This window comes from Streptomyces lincolnensis, assembly GCF_021173675.1.
GTDB classification, from domain to species: domain Bacteria; phylum Actinomycetota; class Actinomycetes; order Streptomycetales; family Streptomycetaceae; genus Streptomyces; species Streptomyces lincolnensis_B.
Genome location: NZ_JAIHON010000002.1, coordinates 94,083 through 111,017, shown reverse-complemented (window position 1 = coordinate 111,017; position 16,935 = coordinate 94,083). Strand labels below are relative to the sequence as shown.

General features: G+C 71.1%; 16 protein-coding genes. 7 read left to right on the top strand and 9 right to left on the bottom strand.

The window, feature by feature from the left end; all coding sequences use genetic code 11:
• The first annotated feature begins 67 nt into the window (after window positions 1-67).
• Both K4B79_RS04075 and K4B79_RS04070 read left to right on the top strand, forming a co-directional pair.
• A complete protein-coding gene (locus K4B79_RS04075; protein ID WP_232025416.1) occupies window positions 68-553 on the top strand; it encodes a GNAT family N-acetyltransferase in 486 nt (161 codons plus the stop codon).
• 93 nt (window positions 554-646) lie between these two features.
• Window positions 647-1,201 (top strand): dihydrofolate reductase family protein, encoded by a 555-nt coding sequence (locus tag K4B79_RS04070; RefSeq protein WP_232024848.1) that lies wholly within the window; start codon window positions 647-649, stop codon window positions 1,199-1,201.
• Between the two features lie 90 nt (window positions 1,202-1,291).
• On the opposite strand, the gene infA is transcribed toward K4B79_RS04070, so the two are convergent.
• The 4 genes from infA to K4B79_RS04050 all read right to left on the bottom strand — a co-directional run bounded on the left by infA (window position 1,292) and on the right by K4B79_RS04050 (window position 4,487).
• Window positions 1,292-1,516, bottom strand: a complete 225-nt coding sequence (gene infA / locus K4B79_RS04065) for a translation initiation factor IF-1 (protein ID WP_232024847.1) — start codon at window positions 1,514-1,516, stop codon at window positions 1,292-1,294.
• Window positions 1,513-2,304: a GNAT family N-acetyltransferase gene (locus tag K4B79_RS04060; RefSeq protein WP_232024846.1), complete on the bottom strand. Its 792-nt coding sequence runs from the start codon at window positions 2,302-2,304 to the stop codon at window positions 1,513-1,515. The genes infA and K4B79_RS04060 overlap by 4 nt, the downstream gene beginning before the upstream one ends.
• Window positions 2,305-2,448: 144 nt before the next feature.
• Window positions 2,449-3,240, bottom strand: a complete 792-nt coding sequence (locus tag K4B79_RS04055) for a dienelactone hydrolase family protein (protein ID WP_232024845.1) — start codon at window positions 3,238-3,240, stop codon at window positions 2,449-2,451.
• A 275-nt stretch (window positions 3,241-3,515) separates the two neighbouring features.
• Window positions 3,516-4,487, bottom strand: coding sequence for an AraC family transcriptional regulator (locus K4B79_RS04050; RefSeq protein ID WP_232024844.1), 972 nt, complete (start codon window positions 4,485-4,487; stop codon window positions 3,516-3,518).
• Window positions 4,488-4,569: 82 nt separating this feature from the next.
• Here K4B79_RS04050 and K4B79_RS04045 point away from each other — a divergent pair, with 82 nt between their 5' ends.
• Window positions 4,570-5,406, top strand: a complete 837-nt coding sequence (locus tag K4B79_RS04045; protein WP_232024843.1) for an NAD(P)H-binding protein — start codon at window positions 4,570-4,572, stop codon at window positions 5,404-5,406.
• Window positions 5,407-5,455: 49 nt separating this feature from the next.
• Here K4B79_RS04045 and K4B79_RS04040 read toward each other — a convergent pair whose 3' ends face one another.
• A complete protein-coding gene (locus tag K4B79_RS04040) occupies window positions 5,456-6,019 on the bottom strand; it encodes a TetR/AcrR family transcriptional regulator (protein ID WP_232024842.1) in 564 nt (187 codons plus the stop codon).
• Between the two features lie 111 nt (window positions 6,020-6,130).
• Here K4B79_RS04040 and K4B79_RS04035 point away from each other — a divergent pair, with 111 nt between their 5' ends.
• From K4B79_RS04035 to K4B79_RS04025, 3 genes are all read left to right on the top strand, one after another.
• Window positions 6,131-7,141, top strand: coding sequence for an NADP-dependent oxidoreductase (locus K4B79_RS04035; RefSeq protein ID WP_232024841.1), 1,011 nt, complete (start codon window positions 6,131-6,133; stop codon window positions 7,139-7,141).
• Window positions 7,142-7,271: 130 nt separating this feature from the next.
• Window positions 7,272-8,474, top strand: a complete 1,203-nt coding sequence (locus K4B79_RS04030) for an NAD(P)/FAD-dependent oxidoreductase (RefSeq protein WP_232024840.1) — start codon at window positions 7,272-7,274, stop codon at window positions 8,472-8,474.
• 9 nt (window positions 8,475-8,483) lie between these two features.
• Window positions 8,484-9,425, top strand: coding sequence for a sigma-70 family RNA polymerase sigma factor (locus K4B79_RS04025; RefSeq protein ID WP_232024839.1), 942 nt, complete (start codon window positions 8,484-8,486; stop codon window positions 9,423-9,425).
• A gap of 324 nt (window positions 9,426-9,749) precedes the next feature.
• On the opposite strand, the gene K4B79_RS04020 is transcribed toward K4B79_RS04025, so the two are convergent.
• The 4 genes from K4B79_RS04020 to K4B79_RS04005 form a co-directional block, all read right to left on the bottom strand.
• A complete protein-coding gene (locus K4B79_RS04020; RefSeq protein WP_232024838.1) occupies window positions 9,750-11,582 on the bottom strand; it encodes an acyl-CoA dehydrogenase family protein in 1,833 nt (610 codons plus the stop codon).
• Between the two features lie 298 nt (window positions 11,583-11,880).
• Complete coding sequence (locus K4B79_RS04015) at window positions 11,881-13,110, bottom strand: sensor histidine kinase (RefSeq protein WP_232024837.1); 1,230 nt, start codon at window positions 13,108-13,110, stop codon at window positions 11,881-11,883.
• 126 nt (window positions 13,111-13,236) lie between these two features.
• Window positions 13,237-15,447, bottom strand: coding sequence for an MMPL family transporter (locus tag K4B79_RS04010; RefSeq protein WP_232024836.1), 2,211 nt, complete (start codon window positions 15,445-15,447; stop codon window positions 13,237-13,239).
• Window positions 15,448-15,626: 179 nt separating this feature from the next.
• On the bottom strand, window positions 15,627-16,142 hold the full coding sequence (locus K4B79_RS04005) for an NUDIX domain-containing protein (protein WP_232024835.1): 516 nt from the start codon (window positions 16,140-16,142) through the stop codon (window positions 15,627-15,629).
• A gap of 117 nt (window positions 16,143-16,259) precedes the next feature.
• Between K4B79_RS04005 and K4B79_RS04000 the strand changes: the two genes are divergently transcribed.
• The gene (locus tag K4B79_RS04000; RefSeq protein WP_232024834.1) at window positions 16,260-16,886 is read left to right on the top strand and encodes a histidine phosphatase family protein; all 627 of its coding nucleotides are present in this window, start codon (window positions 16,260-16,262) and stop codon (window positions 16,884-16,886) included.
• Window positions 16,887-16,935 lie beyond the last annotated feature (49 nt).

The following is a 16,935-nucleotide window of genomic DNA, read 5'->3' as shown; positions in this document are numbered from 1 at the left end:
CCCGTAAGCGGCCGGAAAGTCCTTGACCACGCCTTCGGCGTAGAGTGGGGCCGTGACGTTTGTGCCGATGCCCCTTCAACTCGCCACCGCGCGACTGACGTTGGGGCCGTGGACCGAGTCCGATGTCGATGCCCATCGCATGCTCGTCGCCGAACGAGGCGACGGCATGCCGTCGGTCGAGCACAACCGGCAAATGATCGAGAAACAGCGCGCCGCGTCGACACTGACAGGAATTACCCTGCTGGCCGTTACCCGCCGCGATGTGGGCGACTTCATCGGGTACTGCGGCCTCACCGTCGGCCGGGCTTCCCTGGAGGAGCCCGAGATCGCGTACGAGTTGTTTCAGCGTGTGCACGGACAGGGCTATGCGACGGAGGCCGCCTCGGCCGTAGTCGACTCCGCGATCACGACCGGGCGGAAGCGTCTCTGGTCGACCGTGCGTCCCTGGAACACGCCGTCGTTTCGTGTCCTCGAAAAACTCGGGTTCGAGCGGGACCATGTCTCGACGGACGACCGTGGCGAACTGGTGTGGCTCACTCGTTCCCTGCCGTGAGGAGCACCGCAGGAGTCCCCCCGGCGAGCGATGAGTTCCGGCGCTTCATCAGGTCTCCCTTCCGGACCACCGCTACGGCCAAGGAGGACTTTCATGGGCAGGGTCATCTACTGGATGAACACCTCGATCGACGGCTACATCGAGGATCCCGAGGGCGGTTTGGACTTCCCGGAGCCGACCGAGGACTTTCGTCAGGCGGCGAACGACCACGTTCGCCGGACCGCGGCGTTCCTGTTCGGGAGGCGGCTGTACGAGGCGATGGAGAAGCCCTGGACGCAGGACCTCGGCAAGGAAGGCGCCCCGCCTCTTGAGCGGGAGTTCGCCCAGCTGTACAAGGAGACACCGAGGTACGTCTTCTCCGACACCCTCCAGACCGTCCCCGAAGGGGTCACGCTCGTCCGACGCGAGGACGCCGCGTCCACGGTGACGCGCCTCAAGCGGGAGACCGACGGCACCTTCCAACTCGGCGGCCCCGAGCTGGCCACCTCCTTGCTGGACCTGATCGACGAGTTCTGGGTGTACGCGTTCCCCGTGATCCTCGGGGGCGGCAAGCCGTACCTTCCCGTGGGCAAACAACTGCGGCTGCACCTGGCCGAGCACCGTTGCTTCGCCTCCGGAATCACGTTCCGGCGCTACGTACGGTCCTGACCGGCCCGTCTCGGGGAGGGCGGGCCCTGGCCACGCAAACGCCGTGACCAGGGCCCCAGGGTCAGCCGCCGCGGACGGCGGCGACCTCCGCTAGTTCCGGTACCGGAACACGATCCGGCCGCGCGTCAGGTCGTACGGCGGGAGCTCGACCAGTACCCGATCCTCCAGCATGATCTTGATGTAGTTCTTGCGGATCTTCCCGCTGATGTGCGCGAGCACCTGGTGGCCGTTCTCGAGCTCCACGGTGAACATGGCGCTGCGAAGGCACTCGACGACCCTGCCCTCGACCTCGATGACGTTCTTGTTCTTCGTCATCGCACCAGCTCCAGGTTGCTGCTCGCCGGCCGGGCGCCGACGCCCTCGAACAGTGCCGAGGCCGCTCGATTGGATTCGTGGACCTCGGCCCAGGCCTCGGTGAACCCGGAGCGGTGCAGTGTCCCCAGCGCGTGGGCGAGCAACGCCCGCCCGATGCCGCGGCGTTGCTCGCCGGCCCGGACCGCGATCAGCCCGATGCGCGGCCGGATCGCCGTCACCACCCGGATCAGCCCCAGGTAGCGGTCCGGCGTCGCGGCGACCGCGTACTTCGACGGGTCGACGATGGTCTCGCCCTCGGGGAGCGCGATCACCTCCGCGGGCATCGACTGCCACCCGACGGTCGCCTCGACCTCCTCTCGGATCGCGCGGTCCACCGCCCGCAGCAGGCGTTCGTCCGCCGCACCGGCGGGAACGATCGTCACGCCCGAAGGCGGCAGGACGTCGTGGAGCCCTGTGACCCGCGGGTCGGTCGGCACCACGTACTCCCACTCGCGGCGCCGGACCGTGAACCCGGCCCGCCGCCAGGCGGCCGTCAGCTCGACGTCGGCCTCGTCGACCACCGTGTGCAGCGGCGCCGGCAGCTGGGCCAGCATCGCTTCGGCGAGCCGGTCGAAGGTGGTGTCGTGCCAGGCGTCGATGCTGACGAACAAGCGTCCGTCGGGCCGGTGCGCCGCATGCCCGCGGCCGACCACCAGGTCGTCCTGCAGTGCATGCCATTGCCTGTCCGCGACGCGCGTGATCATGACCGCGTTCTCGCTCAGGCCGGATGAGAAAGGCTTCGTGTTCATCGGAGTCTCCCTTCCAGGAGTGCCTCGATCTCAGGCGCTCCTGGCGACACCGAACGTCAGCCGCCGGACCGTGACGGAATGAGGGAGCACCCATGGGTGACTGTGTTCACGGGTCTCACCTCCCTACGACGACTTCACGATCCGTCAGGACCGTAGCAGCGGGGCATCTCCTCCCTCAAACCCTTTCCGGCCACGGCGGTCCGGGCGGCCGGGCAGTGTGCGGTCGAGGAGGGGGAGCAGGCGGTTCCAGTGGCGCTGCAGTCCGGCGGGGTCGAAGGCGTCGGTGTCGGACATGGTGAAGCCGTGGACGGTGCCGGGGTAGATCTCGGAGGTGTAGTCGATGTTCGCGGCATCCAGGGCACGGTTGAGCTCGTCCAGGGCTTCGGGAGTCAGGTCGCTTTCGGCGTGGCCGAAGTGGACCTGGGCGGTGATCCTGGCGAGGACGCCTGGCCCGTCCGCGCCCACGGGACCGTGGAACGCGGCGACGGCGGCCACCTGGCCCGGGTGGGCCGCGGCGGTGCGCATCGCCAGCAGGCCGCCGATGCAGTAGCCGGTCACCGCGACCGGTCCGGCGCAGACCTCGGGCTGGGCGGTGAGGAACCTGAGGTAGGCGTCGGCGTCCCGCTGTCCGCGTTCGGCGGTGTGCGCCTCGATCAACGGCATGAGCCGGGCCATGAGCGCGGGCCGGCCCTCTTCGCCGATGTGCTCGGGCAGTGGGATCAGCGGTGCCGGGCCGTGCCGGTAGAAGACGTGGGGGACGAGCACGTAGTACCCGTGCCCGGCCAGTTCGCGGGCCATCTCCCGCAGCACGGGCCGGATGCCGAAGCCGTCCGCGTACATCAGCACCCCGGGATGCCGCTCACCGTGGTCCGGGAAGACGGCGAAGGCGTCGGCCTGTCCGTCCGTGGTGGGTATCCGCAGCGTCTTGGTGGACATGTGTTCTCCTGTCGTGGTTGATGTGCCGAGCTTGTGATCAACACGACGGAGGCGGAGCCCGCGCGACAGCGCGACATGTGCGACCGAACAACGGGCCCGCACCGGCCCGTACAGCGCTCAGAAGGGCACCGGGTCACCAAACCGTGTGTGGCGCAACGCCGTCCCGGTATTCATGGCCGCACAGCGTAGCCCACCGGGCAACCGGCGGCGGTGCGAAGTCGGGCCATGGGTCGCTGTTCCGCGGGGAGTTGCGGTCCTCGCGACCGTGGAGGCTGTCACCGCTGCGTACGCGTCGCACCTGCCCGGTACGCGCTGGGGCTCATGCCGTGCTCGCGCTTGAACGCGGCGCTGAGGGCGAAGGCGTTGGAGAATCCGACGCGCTCGGCCACCGTGGCGAGTGTGACGTCGGGCGCCCGGAGCAGGTCGGCGGCGAGGGCGAGGCGCTGTTGCCGCAGGTAGGTCATGGGTGGCTGTCCGACGAGGGCGGTGAAGCGTCGGGCCAGGCCGGCGCGTGACACGCCGGTCCTGGCCGCCAGGGCCGGCAGGGTCCACGGGTGTGCGGGGTCGGCTCGGAGGAGGCGCAGGGCGGAGCCGACCACGGGGTCGCCATGGGCCCGGTACCAGGTGGGGACCTGGGCGCCGGGGCGGGTGAACCAGGCGCGCAGGGCGGTGATGAGCATCAGGTCCAGCGTCCGGTCCAGGAGGATCTGCTGCCCGGGCTCCTCGCGGGTGATCTCCTCGAAGGTCGTCCGGCTGACGGGACAGGCGCCGACATCCGCCTCGATGACGGCCAGGGCCGGCAGGGCGGCGAGCAGCCTGCCCGGAGTGCCGCCGGCCACGGTGTACAGACCGCTCAGCAGGAGCGTGCTGTCAGCCCCTCCCCCGTCCCGGCTTCCGGTGCCCGGAATTCGGGCCCGGATCGGTTCCCCGCCCTGCACGGTCGTGCAGCGGCCCTCCGGATGGATCACCACGTCCGGCTCGGTGGCCGGGTCGTCCGCGATCACGTACGGTGCGCCGCCGCTCAGCACCGCGACGTCTCCGGGGCCGAGCCGGACCGGGGCGCCGCCCTCGGGCGTGATCCACGCGGAGCCGCGCAGGAGGACTGCGAGGGCCAGCGGTGAGCGGTCCTCGAAGCGTGCCGCCCAGGAGCCGGTCAGGGAGGACTGGTTGAAGAGGGCGCCGCTGGTCCGTACCCCGTTCAGGAGATCTGTCAGCGGATCCGCGCTGGTCACTCCTGGTGGATCCATGCGGATCAGCGTAGACGAACGCATAGGGAAGTGAGTCGGCTCGGCATGGTCGGAGCGCGTGCCGGCTGGTTCGGTTGAGCCCATGAACGACGAGATGATTCTGGTGACAGGGGCGACGGGGAAGACCGGCGGCCGGGTCGCGCGACTGCTGAAGGAGCGCGGTGTGGCGGTCCGCGCGGGGTCCCGTTCCGGTACGCCGTCCTTCGACTGGACGGACCGCTCCACCTGGGAGCCGGCGCTGCGGGGTGTGACGGGGACGTACTTGGTGGTCCCTGCTCTCGGGAGCCCGCAGGCCGCGGAGGCCGTCGGCGCGTTCGCCCGGCAGGCGGTGGCCGCCGGCACTCGGCACGCGGTGCTGCTGTCGATGCCCGAGGGTGGGAGTCCGGACCAGGAGCATGTCCTGGCTGCGGAGCGGGCGTTGGAGCACGCGGGCCTGGACTGGACCGTGCTGCGGCCTCGTTGGTTCTGCCAGAACTTCAGCGAGGACTTCCTGTACGACCCCGTCATGAGCGGTGACGTGAGGCTGCCGGCCGGGGAGGGCAAGGAGGCGTTCGTGGACGCCGAGGACATCGCCGAGGTGGCGGTCGCCGCTCTCACCGAGGACGGTCATGCCGGGTGGTGCTACGAGCTCAGCGGGCCGCGGCTGATGACCTTCGGGGACGCGGTCGCGGAGATCGCCCGGGCCACCGGCCGCGACATCCGCTACGTGCCGCTGACGCCCGAGGCGTACGCGGACGAGCAGCGCGCCGACGGCGTACCCGAGGAGTGGGTGCGGCTGTCGGTCGGCCTCTACGACCACGTCCGTTCCGGCGGTCTGGCCTCGCTCGGTGACGGCGTACAGCGTGCGCTCGGCCGGGCCCCCCGGGACTTCTCCACGTACGCCGACACCGCCGCTCAGCAGGGCCTCTGGACTACCTGACCCTCCCCAAGGTTCTTCCGGTGCCCGCCCTGACGGTCTGCCGAAGACCTCACGGACCGTCCTCCCCGGCGCTCGTCAGAATCGCGTTCGCGACGACCCCGAAGAGGTGGTCGGCGCGTGGTGCGAGTGAGGGTTGGTCGCCGAGCCAGGCGAGCATGGCCACCAGGGCGAACACGTCGGTGCCATCGATGTCGTCGCGGGCCAGGCCCGCGTCCTGGGCGCGGGTGAGCAGCCGTGCGCCGGCCGCGCGCAGGGTGACGCACGAGGCGTGGAGGGCGGATTCGGGGTCCTCGATGGCGGCTGCCATCAGCACGGTCGCGCCCCGGTACTCGGTCGTCCACGCGACACAGTCACGAAGCCATGAGACGAGAGCGTCCTCGGGCGAGCTGGAGGTCTCCAACTCGCCTGCCTTTGCCGTCAGTTGGTCGAAGCTCGTGCGGAGCAGGGCGTCGAGCAGCGCCTCACGTGTCGGGAAGTGCCGCAGCAGCGTGGCGAGTCCGACGTCGGCCCTGCGCGCGATGTCGCGCAGTGACACCTCGACGCCCTGCTCGCTGATGGCGGTGCCCGCTACGGCGAGCAGGTGGTCGCGGTTCTTCCTGGCGTCGGCACGCATCGGCCCCTCTTGACTATCCGGATCAGTGGTCCATATATTTGGATCAGCGATCCGTTTATATGGATCGCCGATCCGGATAAGCGTATCCCGCAGCGGGGGCAGGAGAAGACGATGCCGACACGGACGATGAGAGCGGTCCGGCTCCATGAGCACGGCGGTCCCGAAGTGCTGCGTTACGAGGAGGTGCCGGTCCCCGACGTGGGGCCGGGCGAGGTGCTCGTTCGTGTTCACGCGGCCGGCGTCAATCCCCCGGATCGGTACCTGCGCGACGGGCTGACCAGAATCCCCGGGAAGACGGAATCGACGGTCGGCCTGCCGGTGATTCCGGGGACGGACGTGTCGGGCGTCGTCGAGGCCGTCGCCGCGGACGTGGACGGCCTCGCCGTGGGCGACGAGGTCTTCGGACTGCTGCGGTTTCCCGGCTTCGACGGCAGCGCGTACGCCGAGTACGTGGCCGCGCCCGCCTCGGATCTCGCCCGCAAGCCGGCCGGCATCGATCATGTGCGGGCCGCCGGGGCGCCCATGGCCGGGCTCACCGCGTGGCAGTTCCTGATCGAGCTCGGACACGATCACCCCTCCCCCTTCCAGCCGGCACGGCATCGCCCGACAGCGCTCGGCACCGACACGACGGTGCTCGTCAACGGCGCCGCGGGCGGTGTCGGGCACTTCGCGCTCCAGCTGGCGAAGTGGAAGGGCGCACGGGTCATCGCCGTGGCGTCGGGCGCGCACGACTCGTTCCTGCGCGAGCTCGGCGCCGACCAGGTCATCGACTACACGAGGAGTCGTCCCGAGGAACTCGTGCGTGACCTCGACCTCGTCCTGGACACCGTCGGCGGCCCCGACAGCAGGCGCTTCCTGCGCACGCTCAAGCGCGGCGGCTCCCAGTTCCCGGTGTTTCCGGGGGACTTCGACGAGGACGAGACCGCGAAACTGGGCGTCACCGTCTCGATCACCCAGGTCCGCTCGAACGGAGCGCAACTCGCCGAGCTGGGACGCCTGCTCGACGCGGGCACGGTCCGTGTCGCGATCGACAGCACGTTCCCGCTCGCGGAGGCCCGGGCGGCACACGAGCGCGCCTCCCGAGGACACGTCCAGGGCAAGATCGTGCTCGAGGTCGCCTGAGAGCGACCCGCGACGGACGGCCAGACGGCCAGACGGCCACGAATTGGTGACCTGGATCACACTCAACTCCTGTCAGCAACCGGAGCGCCATCTCGTTCAGGGGGCACGCGAACGAGACAGGAGCAACGCCATGAAGCACCGCATCGTCGTCCTCGGCGCCGGATACGCCGGGGCCTTCGCCGCCGGAAACCTGGCCCGCCGGCTTTCGCCCGTCGACATCGAGATCACCGTCGTCAATGCCGCGCCCGTCTTCGTCGAGCGGATGCGGCTCCACCAGCTGGCGATCGGCCAGGATCTCCCGGTCCGCAAACTGGCCGACGTGTTCGCGGGCACCGGGGTGCGGCTGCGCCTGGCGCGTGTCACCGGCATCGACCCCGAGCGCAGGACCGTCGCGCTGACCGGCGAGGACCGCGAGGACACCGTCGGCGACATCGCGTACGACACACTCCTCTACGCGCTCGGCAGCTCCGTCGCCCACCACGGCGTCCCCGGCGTGGCCGAGCACGCCTTCGACGTGACCGGCCGGTCCTCGGCGCTGCGACTGCGGGAGCGGCTGGCCGGTCTGGGCGAGGGTGGCAGCGTTCTGGTCGTCGGCGAGGGACTGACCGGTATCGAGACGGCCACCGAGTTCGCCGAGTCACGGCCCGACCTGTCCGTGGCACTGGCCGCCCGCGGCGAACTGGGCGCCTGGCTCACCCCGAAGGCGCGCCACCACCTGCGCCGGGCATGCGAGCGGCTCGGCGTGACCGTTTACGAGCACACACGCATCGACGCCGTCGAGCCGACGCGGGCGATCGCCGCCGACGGCAGGTCCGTCCCCGCCGACGTGACCGTGTGGGCGGCCGGGTTCGCCGTGCACCCCATCGCGGCCGCCGGCGGCCTGGAGGTCGCCGAGACCGGCCAGATCGTCGTCGACCGCAGCATGCGCTCGGTCTCGCACCCGGACGTCTACGCCGCCGGTGACTGCGCCTACGCCATCGGCGAGAACGGCCGACCCCTGCCGATGTCCTGCGCCTCGGCCGGCTTCACCAACATGCAGGCGACCGCCGCGATCATCGCGCGCCTGACGGGCGGCGAGGTCCCGGTCACCGGGCTGAAGTACCACGGCAACCACATCAGCCTCGGGCGGCGGGACGCGATCTTCCAGATGGTGGACGGGGAGGTCCGGTCCAAGTCCTGGTACCTGGGCGGCCGGACCGCCGCGCGGCTCAAGTCGGGCGTGCTCCAAGGGGCTGGGTGGGGCATCGCCCACCCGACCTTCGGCATGCCGAAGCGCAGGCGCCGCCTGGCCGCCGTGCGGGAGGACCAGGTCGGCGTGAGGGCCACCGCCTAGGCTGTTCGCGTGGACACCGCCGCCATCGATCGGTTCGAGGCCGGCCGGCACCGGCTGGCCTCGCTCGCGTACCGTCTGCTCGGCTCGGCCGCGGACGCCGAGGATGCCGTGCAGGACACGTTCCTGCGCTGGCAGGCCGCGGACCGAGCACGGATCGAGGTGCCGGAGGCGTGGCTGACCAAGGTCGTCACCAATCTCTGCCTCGACCGGCTCCGCTCGGCGCGGGCGCGCCACGAGCGCGCGGCCGGCGCCTGGCTGCCCGAGCCGCTCCTGGAGGGCGATCCGATGCTCGGCCCGGCCGACACCTTCGAGCAGCGCGAATCGGTGTCCTTGGCCGTACTGACCCTCATGGAACGTCTCTCGCCGGTCGAGCGGGCCGCGTACGTCCTGCGTGAGGCCTTCTCGTACTCCCATGCCGAGATCGCCGGGATCCTCGACATCACCGAGTCCGCGAGCCAGCAGCACGTCCACCGGGCCCGCCGCCGGATCACCGCCGAACGCCGTGGCGGCGACGCTGTGGACCCCGCCTCCGCACGCCGGATCGTCGAGGAGTTCCTCGCCGCCGCCACGTCGGGGCGCACCGAGCGGCTGGTGGCGATGCTCACCGCCGACGCGACCGCGGTGTCGGACGGCGCCGGACTGGCCGGGCGGCTGCTGCGGTACGAGACACGCGAGCGCGTCGTCACCTACGTGCGGGCCGGCTTCAAGCCCACCCCGGCGAAGCGGCGGCTGGCCGGCGGCTCCCCGGCTCTCCACATCGTCCTGCTCAACGGCTCCCCGGCCGTCCTCGCCGTGGTCGAGGACCGGGTCGTGGGCGTCGTGGTGTTCGGCATCAGCGACGGCAAGGTCGCGACCCTGCGCGGCATCGCCGCCGCGGACCAGCTCACACGCCTGAACGAGGTCTGGCGCCGGCACGAGCCCGACGCTCCGCCCGTCATCAGCGCCTGGTGACCAGCGGCCCGCGAATCCGGTGACCTGCGCAACCGGTGGCCTGCTCTCGCCGCGGCGCCTCTCTCGTGCCGCCGGCCGCTACCCGGTCACCCCGCGTCCCGATCCGGCAGGGCCGTGCAGCCGGTCGGGCCCGGTGTCCGGCCGTCCGGCGGGTACTCGCAGTCGAGAGGCGCTGCCACATCCCTTCGGCAGTAACGCCGCTGCCCCGGCGGCTCCCGCACCCCGCCCGCGTGATCCCTCATCACTGGCATCACGCGGGCGGGGTGCGGGAGCGGGGTCAGCCGTGCTGACCCGGTCGCCGGCGGGACTGACCGCCCGGCCGCGTCACACCAGCACCGCGTCGCCGGGCACTTCGGACCTCAGCATGGGGTGGCGCTGCCGCACCTCCTCCGGTACGTCGAACGCCTCGACCAGCATCAGGGCGTGCGGGGCGAGCGCGTCTACGGTGGCCTCGATCTCGTCGGGCAGGTGCATGACCTGATCCGCGGTCAGCCGCCCGTGGGCGAGCAGTTCGCCGCTGTGCCGGGAGACGTACCCCAGGACGAACAGCCGGTGCAGGTCGTGCAGGACGATCCGGGCCTGCGGGTCGTCCGACCGGGCGGCCGTGTCCGCGAGGGCTTCGGCGGCCAACCGGTACGCGTGGGCCTCCACCCGGGAGGTGGCCGCGGCCGAGGCCCTGTTCCACCGGGCCAGGGGCGACTTGGCCCCGGGAAGGCGGACCCGGGTCCTGGCCCGCGTGTAGCGTATGCGCTCCAGGTCCGCCAGGAGGTCGTGCAGATGCTCCGGGTCCGCCAACGAGCGGTCGCCGGGCGGCACCGCGGAATGCGGGCGCGGTACGGACGCGCCCATCAGCATCTCGGCCGCGGCCACGAGCCGGACGACCAGGTTGTCGCCCTCGGCGGTGATCGTGCCCTCGTTGGCGACGAGTTGGCCGGCGATCCCGTTGGCCAGTGCCAGGCCCTGCGCCCCGCACCGCTCCCGGCACATCGTCATCACCTCCCGCGCCGACCAGGTGATCCAGCTCTTGGCGACGGCCGTCATACGCTCGGCGTCCTGCCGTTCGGCGTCCCCGCCGCCGGCCTTCTCCACGTCGGTCCACTGCTGGACGACGCGGCGCTGGAGCAGGGTGGCGGCGTAGGTCGTCGCCAGGCCCTCGACGAGCGGGGCGTGGTGCGTGCGGTGCGCCCACAGGGGTACCCGCTTCCCGCCACCGGTCAGGTCCGAGGTGTGCCGCTGGTGGGCGTACGTCACGGCGACGGCCATGGCGTGGCGCATGGTGCCGAGGCTGTAGGCGCTCATGCACAGCTTGCCCGGGGTGACACGGCCGACGCTGCGGAGGAATCGTTTTCGCGCGTTGCCCCGGTCGGAGCTGAACTCGCCGGTGGAACTGAGGCGGCCGTGGGGGCCCTGGAGCAGGGCCGTGAGCGGCAGTCGCACGTCGTGGAAGGACGTGGCGCAGTGGTCGACCGGAGCACTGACCGTTTCGGGCAGCGGCCGCACGTCCACTCCCGGCAGGTGCCGTCCGCTCGCGTCGGACAGCGGCGTCAGGAACAGGAAGACGCCGTGATCCGTGCCGTCGATCATCAGCCGCGCCGCCACGACGGCGTCCTTGGGGCCGCCGATGAGAGATGTGTTCGGCATCCACTTCGCGGCCGCCGGCGTCGGGGTGGTGAGGACGAACTCGCCTGTGGCGCGGTCCAGTGTCGCGGTGGTCTCCAGGTTGGTCGCGTCGTTTCCGTGCGCCTTCTCGGTGGTCAGGAAGACACCGATCTTCTCCATCCGCAGATAAGGCCCCAGATCCCGGCCCCCCTGGTCGTGGTCGAGGAGGCTGCCGAGGAAGAGGTTGTAGTGGATGGAGGCGATCGTGGCCATCCCGGCGTCCGCCACCCCCGCCCATTCGTGCAGGGTGCTCAGGGCGACGGGATCTCGGATCAGGGCCGGTACGTCTCGTATGGCGGCGTTCAGCCACCGGAGCCGGCGATAGGAGAGTTCGGTGCGCTGCTCATGGGTCAGCCCCTCACGGAAGGAGAACGCGGGGGTGCTGAACAGGCGCCGCCACAGTTCGTGGGTCTCGGCCTGTGCGTCGAAGAGCAGACGCCTGAGTGCGTCGGGGGTAGCCAACGGTGCGGACAAGCCAGGAAGTTGAGAGGTGCTCACACCGGAAACGTAGCCGAGCGTTCCGCTCGCGACATCATGATCATCGCCACGATTGAAGTCGCCCGCGCGGTGGTATTTACCCATTCAATCGCACTTGTAGTACCGCAGGTCACCACCAACCTGGACCCGTCCTCCATACCTCTCCATGGGCGAAATCCTATGACAGCACGTCACCCTATGGCCAAGGATCTACTCCCCCGTGGCGTGGCCGGGCCGAGGGCGACGACCATGATGACCGCATCCCGAAGGACCGGTCCAGCACCGACACCCCGGGGGCATCGCCAACTTCGCCGGAGGCTCAGGGTGTTGTGTCGGCCTCGTCGGTGCGCGGCGTCAGGGGCAGCGTGACGGTCACCTCGAAGCCGCCCTGGGATCGGGGGCCCGCCCGCAGTTCACCGCCGACGGAGTGGGCTCGTTCGCGCATGCCCATGACGCCGAAGCCGCGGCCCGTGGCGACGCCGGGGGATGCGGACGGGCCGTCGTTGCCGATGGTGATGAGCAACTCCGAGCAGCCGTAGCGCATCTGGACACGCGCGGTCTCCGCGGTGGCGTGCTTGGTGACGTTGGTGAGGGCTTCCTGGACGATCCGGAAGGCGGTCAGGTCCACACCCGGTGAGAGGGCCCGGGGTTCGCCCTGGGTGGTGACCTCGACGGCGAGTCCGGCCGACGCGCAGGCGGTGACCAGCTCGGGGAGGCGGGCCAGGCCCGGGGACGGTTCCAGGGGGGAGGAGGCCGGGTCGTCGCTCTGGCGGAGCAGGCCGAGGGTGGCCTTCAGCTCACGCAGCGCCGAGGAGGTGGTGTCGGTCAGGCCGGTGAGGATCGTCTTCGTCTGCTGGGGGTTGGTGAGGGCGAGGTGGGCGGCGGTGCCTGCCTGGGCGTTGGCGAGGGCCAGGTGGTGGGCGACGACGTCGTGCAGTTCGCGGGCGATGCGCATGCGCTCCTCGGTGACCCGCAGCCTCGCCTCCTCCTCACGGGTGCGCTCGGCGTGTTCGGCCCGTGCCTGGGCGGCCTGGAGATAGGCGCGCCGCAGCCGGGTCATGGTGCCGGCGGCCAGGGGCAGCAGCAGCCAGAAGAGCGGGCCGATGGTCCTGAGCAGCAGCGACAGGTGATCCATGGAGTCGGAGAAGGCCGCCGCGAGCATCAGCGCCACCATGGTGGTGATGCCGTAGACGCGGATGGTCGCGCGGTCGGCCTGGGTGGCCAGCCAGTACAGCGCCGCCATGACCGGTGCCAGCAGCAGGGGGGTGAGGAGGTACCCCATCGCGATCACGATCACGCTGCAGACGGCGTTCACGACGACGGCCGTGCGCGGGTGGCTGCGGTGCTTGAGCAGGGCCAGGCAGGACACGCCCATGAGGACGACGGCGGTGGTGTCCTGGTCCGGCGGGTCGGCGCGGGGCAGGGTGAGCGAGGCACCGAGCACGGCCGAACCCATCAGGGGCAGGACCAGTACCAGATCGACGACGAAGGGGTGGCGGTCGGCGAAATCCTCCAGGCGAACCGTGTAGCGGTCCAGGCCGATACTCATCGTCTTCTCGTCTTCTCCGGTGGGTGGGCTGGGACCATCGTGGTCGACCTCGGGCGGACGTGCCCGACGGGGCCGCCCGTGGTGTACGTCACGGGCGGCCCCTGTGGGGGGTGGGTCGGGCGGGCGTCAGGTGCGCGCCACTTCCAGGTCGGTCGTCTCGGCGGGAGCCGGATCCGCCTCCGGGCGGCGGGTGAGGGCCTCACCCTCCACGTCGACGTTGGGCAGCAGCCGGTCCAGCCACCTGGGCAGCCACCATGCCTTGTCGCCGAGCAGGGCCAGCACGGCGGGCACGATCGCCATGCGGACGACGAAGGCGTCGAACAGGACGGCGGAGGCGAGTCCGAAACCGATCATCTTGATCATGGAGTCGCTCTCGCCGATGAACCCGGCGAACACCGCGATCATGATCAGGGCGGCGGCCACCACCACGCGGGCGCTGTGCCGGAAGCCGGACGTGATCGCCTGGGCGGGCCGTTCGCCGTGGACGTACGCCTCCCGCATCCGCGAGACGAGGAACACCTCGTAGTCCATCGCCAGACCGAAGACGATGCCCACCAGGAAGATCGGCATCATGCTCATGATCGGCCCGCTGGTCTCCACACCCAGGAGTTCGGCGCCGTGGCCCTGCTGGAAGACCAGGACGACCACGCCGAGGGCGGCCAGCACCGAGAGCAGGAAGCCGAGGGCCGCCTTGAGCGGGACGAGGAGGGACCGGAAGACCACCAGCAGCAGCACGATCGCCAGACCCACCACCACGATCAGATACGGGACCAGCGCGGCCTGCACCTTGTCGGAGATGTCGATGTTCAGCGCGGTGGTGCCGGTGACCTCGAAGGTCGCCCCGGTCTCGGACTCCACGCCCGGACGCTCACCGCGGATGGTCGTGACCAGGTCCTTGGTCTTCTCGTCGGTCGGCGCGGTGGAGGGGACGACCGAGAAGACCGCGGTGTCCCCGGCCTCGTTGAAGCGGGACGGGGAGACGGAGACGACTCCCTCGGTGCCGCCGATCTCCTTCGCGATCGTGCCGGCGGCGGTCTTCGCGTCGTCGGTGCCCCTGGCGTCCACGACGACGGTCAGCGGCCCGTTGAACCCGGGCCCGAAGCCCTCGGCGAGCGCGTCGTAGGCCCGGCGTTCGGTGGTGGAGGTGGACTTGGCCTCGTCGCCGGGCATGCCGAGCTGGAGGCTTGTCATCGGGATCGCCAGGGCGCCGAGGCCGACCACGCCGAGCAGCAGCACGGGCACGGGACGGCGCAGCACGAACCGCGCCCAGCGGGTGCCGCCGTTGTCCGTGACGCTCTCCTCGACACGGCCGCGCTTGCGGGTGCGGCGCGCGAGCACTGCGTTGGGCCAGAAGCCGAGGAAGGCCGGGACGAGCGTCAGCGCGATGAACACGGCGACGACGACCGCGCCGGCCGCGGCCAGGCCCATCTTCGTGAGCATCGGGATGCCGACCACCGCGAGCCCGGCCAGGGCGATGACGACGGTGAGCCCGGCGAACACCACGGCCGACCCGGCGGTGCCGACCGCCATCGCGGTCGCCTCCTGGGGAGTGCGGCCCCTGCTCCGTTCCTCGCGGTAGCGGGAGACGACGAACAGGGCGTAGTCGATGCCGACGGCCAGGCCCAGCATCATCGCCAGGGTGCCGGTCGTGGTGGACAGGCCGAGGGCGCTGGCCAGCGCCAGGATGGTGGCCATGCTCACGCCGACGCCGATGAGCGCGGTGAGCAGCGGCAGACCGGCGGCGGCCAGTGAGCCGAAGGTGACCAGGAGCACGACCGCGGCGATCGCGACGCCTATCACCTCGGCCATGCCGCCCGCACCGCCGCCCTCGTCCATCGCGCTGCCGCCGGCGTCGACGCTCAGCCCGCTCCCCCGGGCCTCGTCGAGGACGTGCTCCAGCTGCGTCCTGCTGGCGTCGGTGAGGTCGGTGGCGGTGACCTTGTAGGTGACGGTCGCGTACGCCGTCGTCCCGTCCTTGCTGACCGCCTTCGCCCGGAACGGGTCGGTCGCGCTCGCCACCTGCGTGCCGTCGGCCAGGTCGGCGACGGCGTCCTCGACCGCCTTCCTGTTCTCGGTGGCGGTGACCTTCTCACCGCTCGGCGCCACGAAGACGACCCGGGCGGTCGCCCCGTCGGCCGAGGCCCCCGGGAAGCGCTGTTCCATCAGGTCGAACGCCTTCTGGGATTCGATGCCCGGCATGGAGAACTCCTCGTCGGAGGCTCCCGGGGCCTTGAGGGCGCCCAGTCCGACGGCGGCCAGGACGGCCGCCCAGACCAGGGCGACGTACCAACGTCGCCGGAAGGCCATCCGGCCCACTCGGTAAAGGAAAGTAGCCACGGCAGGGGATCTCCACATCTGGTGCCGACTGTCCGCCCAGACTCCCCGGAGAGGGGATCTCCTGTCGTCGTGCGCCTGCCGACATTCCCGGCTACTGAGAACGCAGTACGCGGCGGCCCGCGGGGTAAGCCGCTGGGACGACGGGCGTACTTGGGTGTCGACGCCATCGATCGCCGCGGTCAGGCCCGCCGGGCGAGCCACGCGGCGCACCGCCGCATCCGGAGACGGTCTTCGGGGAACCAGCCCCGCCATGGCTCGTCCAGCCGGCGCCAGGCGGCGGGCTGTCCTTCCTCGGGGGTCAGCGGGGTCCGCCGGTCGAGGACCGCCAGGTAGGTCACGCCCATGGTGGCCGGCCAGTCCGGGTGGTAGGAGCGCACGGTGGCGGCCGCCGGCGTCCCGAGAAGCTCCGCCCGCACACCGGTCTCCTCGAACAGCTCCCGACGGGCCGCCTCGCGCGGTGTCTCCCCGGGATCCACCTTGCCGCCCGGTGGCACCCACCCACGCCAGCGGTGGTCCACCAGCAGGACGTGCGTCAGCGTGCTGTCGAAGGCCCATACCTCGGTCGCGAGCGGTCCCTTCTGCGCCGCGTCGGGGCACTGCAACCACTCCAGGGCGTTGTCGTACGCGGCCATGGCCTCGCGCGCGTCACAGAGCGCGGCATCGAGGGCGCGGGGCTCGATCAGGTGGTCTGTCACTCGCGGGAGAGTACGGCGCGGCACTGACAACGCGGCCGCCCCTGCGGAACCGCGGGGTGCGTGCCGACGTCCGTTCAGACGTTCGCAAGATCAGGAACTCCGGCGGAGGACTGGACCATGACGGCAACGGCCGCGCGCTATCTCTATCTCGCACGGCACGGTGAGGCCTCGGCGGACGAGAGCACGCTGACGGACACGGGCCGCCGCCAGGCCGTCCTGCTCGGTGAGCGGCTCCGGCACGCCCCTCTCACCGCCGTCCACCACGGACCGCTGCCGCGCGCGGCGCAGACCGCCCGGCTGATCTGCGGGCAACTCGACGACGTTCCCCTCGCGCGGGCATCCGAGCCGGCCGGTGATTACGTCCCCTACCTGCCCCGGCGAGAAGAGCTGCCGCCGCAGTCGGCCGACGCCATGCTCGACCGTCTGTCCCGGTTCCCCGCCGAGGAGCGTGAACGGGGACCCGAGCTGGCCGAGGCGGCCCTCACGCGGTTCACGGGACCGGTCGCCGGTGACGAACCCCGCCACGAGCTCGTCGTCACCCACACCTTCCTCATCGGCTGGATCGTGCGTGCAGCCCTGGACGCACCGAAGTGGCGCTGGGTGGGCCTCAACCATGCCAACGCCGCGCTGACCGTCATCCGGTACGCACCGGACCGGCCGGCTTCCGTCCTCGTCTACAACGACACGAGCCATCTTCCCGACGACCTGCGCTGGACCGGCTTCCCGGCCGAACTCCGCGTCTGAGGCCGCGACATGGCCGCCACGGGCCAAATGGCCCGAGCGGTGGGGCAGT